The organism is Segatella hominis (genome assembly GCF_004535825.1).
GTDB classification, from domain to species: Bacteria; Bacteroidota; Bacteroidia; order Bacteroidales; family Bacteroidaceae; genus Prevotella; species Prevotella hominis.
In genome coordinates, this window is the sequence record NZ_SGVY01000046.1 from 22,228 (window position 1) to 32,569 (window position 10,342).

Below are 10,342 nucleotides of genomic sequence, written 5' to 3' on the forward strand. Positions count from 1 at the left end.
CTATACCCAACCGCTGCTTGACCTGAGAGTCATGTAAAGCTCTGCCATCTCGTATCTTGACCGCATCATCCCCTTGGTCTTCAGAAACGCTTCCGATTCTCCAAGAGAAAAAGGTTGCAGGAATAGACGATGGGTAAGACGACCATAAAGTCCACCATGATTATTGATGAGTTTGTCCATCATCCAGGAAGTGGCAGAGCCACAGACTATCAGAACGATGTCGCGACGTGCCGAAGCCCATCCATTCCAGAAGTGCTCCAAGGCAGAGATAAAACAAAGATAGCAAGAAAAAGCAATTATTGGCTATATCTTACACAGTTTTAAGCCAATAATACATATTTTTAAACATTATTGGCAAAATTCCACATTCCTTTCAGCCAATAATGCATATTTTTCTGAAAGAGCAAAAGTATTTAAAGGATCATGCTGCAAAGATACATCTTATTTTCAAAAGTCCAAACGAAAATAAGCAAAATCAAGCATTTCCAAACCAAAAATTCCATTTTTTAGATGCAGATCCAAACCAAAAATTATCATTTTCATTGCATTTCCAAACCAAAAAGAACTCTGCTTCGATGCATATCCAAACCAAAAGCCTATACTTGGGCTATTACTACTATAGCAAAAAGGTGGGTGTACTACAGAATACCATAATACACCCACCGCTTACATTAAATTTATCTTACAATAATCTTTTTCCCATTGTGAATATATACACCAGGAATATTTGGCTTAACAAATAGCTTAACACCCTGTAACGTGTACCATACACTCTTCTTTTCCACATTTATATTAGAAATACTCGTAGAAACATTTTCCTCCACAATGTGAGTAAAGTATTTCCATACCTCAGAATTAGCATAAGATTGCTTAGTGCCAACAGGAACATAGAGAATGCAATTGTCGTAATCAACAGCACCATTAAAAATGCCTTCATCGACAACATAAGGAATGGACGAACGGCAATGTATCTCCCGAATTCCTCTATCACAGTTAAACATCCAATTATGTGCAAACTCAACATCAGCAACTGGCAATGTGACATTACATAAGTTTATACTTGCTCCAAAAGCCTCATGTCCGCATTTCTTCACATTGTCACCGATAACGAGTTCTTTCAGGTAATAGCAGGCATACATAGCCAGCCCGTCAACTTCAGTCACAGGAAGACCATTAACGGTTGCAGGTATTTCCACTTTTCCTTGATAAGGATTGTAGCCCCTTACCACCTTCAGTGCAGAGCCATCGTCGGTATATTTATAGTAGATACCATCAATATACATCAAGCCCTCATCGTCACTGATTGCACAGACATCCAATGTGTCCGTAGCTGCCGCATATTCATTATTTCCGTCTTGAATAGCAACCAACATATAAGTACCCTCTTCTGGGAATGTTATGTTATTGCCTTCTATCTGAGGAACTTGATAAGCAGTTTCCACTCTTGGTACCAGAGCGTACGAATATCTTACAGGAAGACCAGAAGATGCGGTTGCATTCATTTCTATAGTAGAGCCGACCTTAGCTTTTATCTTTTGGTCCCAAGTGATTGTTTGCTTCTTTAACTCTCTCTTTAGAACCGTAAGAGTTCCAGCAACGTAGCTAATAGCATTGTAATTATCTGCCTCTACACCATATACGTTAATTGGATATTCACCAGGAGCACTTGCTTCATTTGCATCACAAGAGAAGACTGGTTGCTTGGTCAAAACAGACACATCCTCACCATTCTTGAAGCCACTGTAACTTGCCGTAAACTCAGGAAGTTTATCTCCTTGCGTAATGGTATAATTTTCAGCAGTTACAACTAATGGTGCTTTTGTCACCGTCAAAGTACCTGGGACAAATGTCACATAATAGTTTTTAATCGTTCCCTTGTTTATCTCAATCTCATAAGTTCCTACTTTTGAATTTTTATCAGCAGTGCAGATTATTTCTGGTTCACCTATAAGAGCAGCACCCTCTGTCTCAAATTCAAGTGTAGGATTATCATCCCCATACTCTCGAGAACAATTTCTCACCTTGATTGTAGCAGGAGACATATCCATTTCTACAATATGACCTGCAAAATAATCCCAACCAGGAGCTGTCTCGTAGGCAGACTTTGAGCCAAGAGGGACATAGAGCGTAACACCTTCTGGAAGGCTCTCAAATGTACTATTAGGACTATCACATATAGCAGGAACAGGATTAAGACTTACGATAGTCTCCAATCTATGAGATACCGCCCAAAAAGCAAGATACTTCAATCGTTCCAACCCAGAACCTAAGACTACCGTTTTTACATTATGACAATCTGTCATAGCAGCCTCCCCTAAAACCTTAACTGTATTTGGAATTACAATTTCATGCAACCCATAACACCATCTCATTGAATGAGAACTTGTATATTCAAGCCCTTCATTCAACTTCAATGAAGTGACATTTTCTGCCCAAACCAAAGCACCACCTCCTAAACCTATTACATTATAGGAAATTCCCTCATTTTTAACAACAGACGGAATTTCTATATCACCAGAGAGTTTATCTTTATTACTCCATCCTTCAACATAATCTTCTTTATTCTCCATCTCAACATTGAAAGGATACACACTCGTCACCTTAAATATCATAGGCAAATTTTCCTCACCATTGTTGATGATATTGGCTGTAATAATATCACCTACCTTCACGATGTTAGGATATTCTGCATCATGATATTCCGCAGAGGACACTTCTGACTCTGCATCACCATTGACAGCTATCGCCTTGATTTCACAAGATGCATACAGATTAATAGGTTCTGTATATTTTCTTGCGTTCTCATTAGGTTCAGTTCCATCCAAAGTATAGTATATGACTGCATTATCTGTCTCTGTTGTGATGCGCAACGTTGCTTCGTCTGTTGAGATTATCGGCTTCGGCATACCTGTCACAGTCAACACACCTTGCTTATAACTGATTTTGTAATTCTCAGCATCGGCACCGCTGATTGTAACGGCATACTCTGCTGGAGCACTTGCCTCATTTGCCTCACAAGAGAAGACTGGTTGCTTGATCAGGACTGATTCATCCTCGCCATTCTTGAAGCCAGCATAACTTGCCTTGAACACAGGCATTGCATCACCCTGCTTCTTGATATAATTGCCAGCGGAGATAGACAATGGAGCCTTAGTAATCACAAGACTACCTGATTCGAAGTGGACATTGTAGTTCTTGATACTGCCCTGTTTCACCTCAATAGTATAAGATCCTACAGGAGAGTTGGCAACTGCTGAGCAGACTATTTCTGGTGTACCATCCAATGCTACGCCCTCGGTCTCAAACTCGAACACAGGATTCTCATCACCATACTGACGGCTGTAACTCTTAGCACGAACAACTACAGCATCTGCCTCAACTACTGTCAGGTGACCCTGTTCGTAGCTGATGTTATAGTTTTCTGCATCGGCACCGCTAATTGTAACGGCATACTCTGCTGGAGCGCTCGCTTCATTTGCCACACAAGAGAAGACTGGTTGCTTGGTCAGAACTGATTCATTCTCGCCATTCTTAAAACCAGCATAACTTGCCTTGAACGCAGGCATGGCGTCACCCTGCTTCTTGGTATAATTGCCAGCGGAGATAGACAAAGGAGCCTTAGTAATCACAAGACTACCTGACTCGAAGTGGACATTATAGTTCTTGATGCTGCCCTGTTTTACCTCAATAGTATAAGATCCTACAGGAGAGTTGGCAACTGCGGAGCAGACTATCTCCGGAGTACCATCCAAGGCTGCACCATCGGTCTCAAACTCGAACACAGGATTCTCGTCACCATACTGACGGCTGTAACTCTTGGCACGAACAACTACGGCATCTGCCTCGACTACAGTCAAACGTCCCTGCTCGTAACTGATGTCATAGTTCTCAGCATCGGCACCGCTGATTGTAACAGCATACTCTGCCGGAGCACTTGCCTCATTTGCCTCACAGGAGAATACAGGTTGCTTGGTCAGAACTGATTCATTCTCACCATTCTTAAAGCCAGCATAACTTGCCTTAAACACAGGCATTGCATCACCCTGCTTCTTGGTATAATTGCCAGCTGAGATAGACAATGGAGCCTTAGTAATCACAAGACTACCTGACTCAAAGTGAACATTGTAGTTCTTGATACTGCCCTGTTTCACCTCAATTGTATAAGATCCTACAGGAGAATTTGCAACTGCAGAGCAGACAATCTCCGGAGTACCATCCAAGGCTGCACCCTCGGTCTCAAACTCCAACACAGGATTCTCGTCACCATACTGACGGCTGTAACTCTTGGCACGAACAACTACAGCATCTGCCTCGACTACTGTCAGGCGTCCCTGCTCGTAGCTGATGTCATAGTTTTCTGCCTCAGCACCGCTGATTGTAACAGCATACTCTGCCGGAGCACTTGCATCATTAGCCTCACAAGAGAAGACTGGTTGTTTGGTCAGAACTGATTCATCCTCGCCATTCTTGAAGCCAGCATAACTTGCCTTGAACACTGGCATTGCGTCACCCTGCTTCTTGGTATAATTGCCAGCGGAGATAGACAATGGAGCCTTAGTAATGGTAAGAGTACCAGGAATATACGAGATTTCATATTTATCAGAAACTGCACCAGAAGCTACAATGTCATACTTTCCAACTTTACTACTATTATCTACAATAGTAGAAATGGATGCAGGAACAGAAAAGCCAACCTCAGAATCCCCATCTCTAAAACCAGAGTAAGTAATATTAAACTCAGGATTAGCATCACCATAAACCTTAGTAGTATTAGCAACATGAGCAGTCAATGGTATTTTCACTACAGTAACTACACACTTCGCTTGAATCAAATTATCAGCAGTGGAAGCAATAATACTACACTGTCCAGCAGACCTTGCGATAATCATACCATTATCACTGACAGTTGCCACTTTCTCATTATCAGATTTCCAAAGTATCGTTTTATCTGTGCAGTTTTCTGGCAACAAAGAAGCCGTCAACAGTCGAGAATCGCTAACCTCCAATTGCATGTTACTTTCACTAATAGAAACTGAAGTTACAGGAACATACTTCACATCAACAACGAAGGAGAAAGGATCCATACGATAGGTACGAGCCTTGACATCAGAGAAAATGATATTTTCTAATTTAACAATCTGATTGCCCGTTATGCCTTTCTCAGCCTTAATCCACAGATCAATGACAGAGCCTATCTTCCCTGAAATTGATGTATTGTCCGAAGACATACAAATAATGCGAACTTTACCATTGCCCAATTGCTTTGTCTGCAATTGATGATTACCACATCGGCCTGTAAACCTTGTTTTGCTTAAATCCAGAGACAAGCCATTCGGCAAGACTACATCCATCTGAAAAGCAGTCATCTCACTCTCGTTGGACAATTCCAAGGAGAAAGCTTTACTAACTTCTGGCGAAATCTCACCACCCTTGACAGATACATCATTCTGTTCTTTTGTTCCCACAAAGAGTTGTGAATTATCCAATTTCACATCTCGATTATTTACATCTGAGAAAATAGAATTCTTCAATTTAATATAGCCACCCGAAAAATCACTGGAAGCTCGCACAGAAATACGTACTAAAGCACCCTGATTTCCTTTTATCGACTCACCTTGAGTAGAATAGCCCAAAATTCTAACAGAGCCATCCGACATCAAGTTAGAACTCACAGAGAAAGAAGATGATCCCCTATCTGTAAGAGAGATATCAAAATTGCCATTCGACCTCGAGGCAATTTTTAAACCTTCAGGCAGTTCGATATCAGTCTGAAAGCCACGAAATACCTGACTATTATCCAAATTTAGGGTAATCGTCTTCGACTCACCAGGGACTACGTTCACTGGCTCTATATAAAAGGTATCCTTTGCTCTTGATGCAAGCGGCAAAGCCAACAACATCAAGAACAAAAGTACCATTGTTTTATTTAGTCTTATCATACCTTAACCATTATTTTACAGTAATCTTGACTACCTGACCGTTCATCTTCACAAGATAAGCACCAGCTTGCAAAGCTATCTTAGATGTCTCAGAAGCAAGACTGAATGTCTTCACAAGGATACCTGAAGTGGTATATATATAAATAGGTGTACCCTTCAAGCCTGTAAACATCAGACCGTCTGCAACAACCTTGACAGAAGTTCCGTCCACGCCAATACCATCAATAGAAGTTACTTCATTATTACGAGAGGTCAAACGATAGCCCTTAGCCTCAACATCAGAGCCGATAGCATTGGTTACACCTATACTTTTTGCATCCAAATTCTTCTTTGAAGACAAACAGAAGATAGGCTGTCCATCCATGAAAGTACTATTGCTAAGTGAATAAACGACAACACGCAAAGTATGAGCATTCAACTTAGAGTAACTCAACTGATGGGTTGTAGCCATCACTCCACTCAACTTCACATCCACATCATTCACATTTACTGGCAAAGTAATGTCTGCCTGCAAAGCAACAAAGTTACTATTATTGACTAATGCTATATCAATATTAGACTTGTCTTGTTGAGACAATACTAAGCAATCCAAAGAACGGTCAGAAGAAGAAGCATCATCCATTGCAGAAACACCATAGCCCTTAGCCATTGCAACCTGCTCTTTCACCTGCAAAACCTGTTGCATAATCAAGTCAGTTGTACCCGTTACATCGGAAATTGAGATATGATCATCACTATTCACGTCGGCAGCCTCAAAAGCGAATGTTCCTGTCACTTTATTAAATATATAATTGACGGTATTAACAGCATCCACGATATTGATTTCATCATCATCATTAGAGTCACCTTTCAATACAGGCAAGACCTTCACCTGGCAAGATGCCTCCACCTGACTTCCATCCTGTGAAGTAGCCTTAATGACTGCATCACCAGGAGTTATTGCAGAAATCACTCCATCCTCGGACACCTTAGCCACGTCCTCATTGGTAGATGACCAGATAAAACTTGCATTGGTAGCATCAGTTGGAGCAACAATAGCAGAGAGTTGCGCCGTATGATTCTTTCTGATTTTCAAGCTTTCTTGACTCAAAGTGATAGAGGAAACCATTGTAGGGTCAACAGTTATAGTACAAGTTGCCTTGGCACCACCGCCATCATTTGCAATAGCATGAATAGACGTTTGACCTACCTTATGAGCTGTTACCACACCATCGGCAGATACCGATGCCACAGTCTCATCATCCGACTTCCAATCCACCTTCTTATTGGTAGCTTCATCAGGACCTACAGTTGCTGCAAGAGCAAGAGTTTCACTGGCTTTCAAATGAGCGTCAGATTGGTTCAGGGTAAGAGAAGACAAGAGTGTATTCTCTGTGATTCTCTTGAATGTTCCCCAATTCTCCCACGTAGGAGAATATTGATAATCACCCAAGACATCAGGATACTCGTCATTATCCTCAGGGACAAACAAAGTGCCATTAGTTTCTACATCTGAAGGGAAATTCACCAAGCCCTCTGGTGGAGTCATAGCATATGACTTCACATACTTGATGCCGGTACATCCCTCAAAGGCATTTTCACCTAAAGATGTAATATTCTCGCTCAAAGAAATCCATTCTATACCATTACATCCCTTAAATGACTCCTTACTTACCGTAGTGAGGTCACCCTTAGGAATCTTCACGTAAGGAATACTGACGCAACTTTTGAAAGCTCCCACACCAAGACCATACACAGTCTCTGGTATATTAACCTCACTAAGAATTGAATCATTTTCGAAAGCCGAAGGACCTATTACCAACAAGTTCTTACCCAAGTCAAGATTTCTCAAAGAACTACAATTTGAGAAACTGTTGTCTGAGGTACTTGTCATACTCGCTGGGAAAGTCACATTATCAAGGGAAGTACATTCCGAGAAGCCATAATCACCAATTTGACTAAGGTTTTCACTGAATCTTACAGACTTCAAAGCAGAGCAGCCACGGAATCCCCACATATTGATAGAAGTGATATTGTCAGGTACATACACGTTCTCCAAGCCAGTACAATAAGAGAACATATATTTATCCACCACTTTCAAGTACTTGCCCAAAGTCAAGTTCTTCAATTCTGCAATTGAATAGAATGGAGAACGAGAAGGAACTTCCGTATTATAAGATAACCAACGTCCCAAATAAAGGGTTTCGACAGGGCAATCCCTGAACAATCCATTGTTGGCATCAGAAGAACCATACGCCATCTCTATCAAATCTTTATCATCGTCAAATGTCACAGTAGCCAAGGATGTGCAGTTGGTAAACATTTGGGTATCCATCTTATTCACTACCATTGGGATCGTGATAGCTTGCAATTTTCCACACTCAGAGAATAAACCTTCTTTGAGCCAAGGGCATGAAGTGGATAACTTGGCACTTTCCAATGCTATGTCATCCGCAAAGGCGTATGTTCCGATTGTAGTCACAGCGTTAGGAATCACGATACCCCCAAGTTTACTCATACCACGGAAAGTCCAGTTTCCTATGGTAGTCAAGCTTTCTGGCAAGATAAGAGACTCACAATTATTCACCTTATAGAGCAAGTAGTCCTTACAATAAGTCACAGTACCAGCTTGTGAAAAGCGAACATCGGTCAAGAATTGCTGATTGTAGAAAGGAGAATAACTATAATCTTTATCCGCAGTATAATCGACATTTCTTCCCATATAGAGAGAAGACAAATTGCTATTACCAAACAAAGGCAGCATATATCTTCTGTCAGTTTCGCCAGTAGCACCACTACCTAATGTTACAGCCTCATTAGAATCTTCAAAAGTCAAATTTGTAAGATAAGTACAATCTGAGAACGTATAGTCTCCGATGGATTTCAATCTTCCTGGAAATGAAAGTGCATTAATCAAAGAACACTGAGCAAAAGTATAATTACCAATCGTCAATGTTGGCTCGTATTGGTCATTCTTGTTGAACACAACATCCTTCAATGCCGTACATCCTTGGTATGTATTATTTCCTAAAAGAGAAAGTTGACCAGGAAAATTGACCTCAGGTAAGGCTACACAATCTTTGAATGAGGCATTGTTAATTTTTAGTTCATGATCAGATGCCTCTTGAAAAGATGTTGAAGCAAGTACTTGACAATTAGCAAAAGCATAATTGTCTATAGTTGCAAGTGAAGCTGGAAAAGAGATATTTGGCAATTTGACACAATTAGCAAATGCATAATCATTGATATCTTGGAGCGCATTACCTAATACAACATTAGACAAATTGCTACATCCATCACAAAGATGATTATACACGAATGTTACCTTTGGTCCAACTGTTACTCTTGCAAGAGTCGTACTATTGACAAATGGAGCGGACGCTCTCGTTTCACTATTCCAAGTTCTATCTCCGACTTTCTTATATATACTAACAGAACCTGAATAATCATATTTCAAGTTTCTTCCTAAGTACAATGTCTTAATAGGACAGTCATAAAAGTAGTCATATTTTCGATCCCCATATCGCTCACGATCATAAGAATATGAGATATTGGAAAGCATATCGTCAATCTTGCGACTTTGAGTTTTTTTTGTATCAATCGTCAAGATGCCATCTCCATCCTTGAATCTCAAAGTTGAAGTATTAGTACAACCATAGAAACTATTGGTTCCGATAGTCTGTACGGTTCCTGGGATAACGAAGCTTCTTACGCCTGAGTTGTTCCAGAATACCTCGTTGCCGATGGTTTCCAATCCTTCCCTCATCGTAACGACTGCAATAGTGGAGTCGTTGTAGAACGCTTGGTCACCAATAGATTTCACCGTCGCAGGAAGATTCATCTCAGAAAGAGCTATACAATTTTTGAAAGCACGTTCTGGCACAGAAGTCAAAGACTGACCTAACTTTGCATTAGTCAACTTTCGACATCCTTCAAAAGCACTTCCACCCATGGTCGTAAATTTATCAGGCAGAACTAATGCTGTAAAAGACCCACAATCAAAGAAAGAGTAATCTCCTACAGATTTCAATCCTTGACCTACTGTAATTTCCGTAACACTTGAACAATAAGCAAACGCACGACTTCCAATCTCTGTCGTTGCATCAGGAAAAGTCAATTTTGTTACATTCGTGCAATTTTGGAAAGCACAATCACCTACGGTCTCCAAAGCTTGACCTAAGTTAAGTGTTGTCAACTTCGAACATTCTTCGAAAGCAGAACGTCCAATCTCCTTTACCTTTGGCAATTCCGTTATTGTGATAGCTGCATTTTTATAGAATAAGTAAGGAGCTATCTTTGTTACAGATGGAGAAATCGTAATCTTTGCCAACTTAGGTTGGTTATAGAAAGCGGAATAACCATAATATTGAGGATTAGCCTCAAAAGAATAGTCCACATTCTCTAAATAAGTTATATTGCGGCCG

Annotated in this window: 3 protein-coding genes; all 3 read right to left on the reverse strand. The window is 40.6% G+C overall.

Going from position 1 to position 10,342, the window contains the following annotated elements; genetic code table 11:
- Nucleotides 1-261 (reverse strand): ATP-binding protein, encoded by a 261-nt coding sequence (locus tag EXN75_RS13645; protein WP_134844224.1) that lies wholly within the window; start codon nt 259-261, stop codon nt 1-3.
- Between the two features lie 416 nt (nt 262-677).
- On the reverse strand, nt 678-5,939 hold the full coding sequence (locus EXN75_RS13650; RefSeq protein WP_134844225.1) for an MBG domain-containing protein: 5,262 nt from the start codon (nt 5,937-5,939) through the stop codon (nt 678-680).
- A 10-nt stretch (nt 5,940-5,949) separates the two neighbouring features.
- Nucleotides 5,950-10,314, reverse strand: a complete 4,365-nt coding sequence (locus tag EXN75_RS13655; protein WP_167639528.1) for a leucine-rich repeat protein — start codon at nt 10,312-10,314, stop codon at nt 5,950-5,952.
- Nucleotides 10,315-10,342 lie beyond the last annotated feature (28 nt).

Bases quoted from the DNA above. Each gene is read 5' to 3' on its own strand.
- EXN75_RS13650 (WP_134844225.1), bottom strand. From the start codon at position 5,939: ATGATAAGACTAAATAAAACAATGGTACTTTTGTTCTTGATGTTGTTG.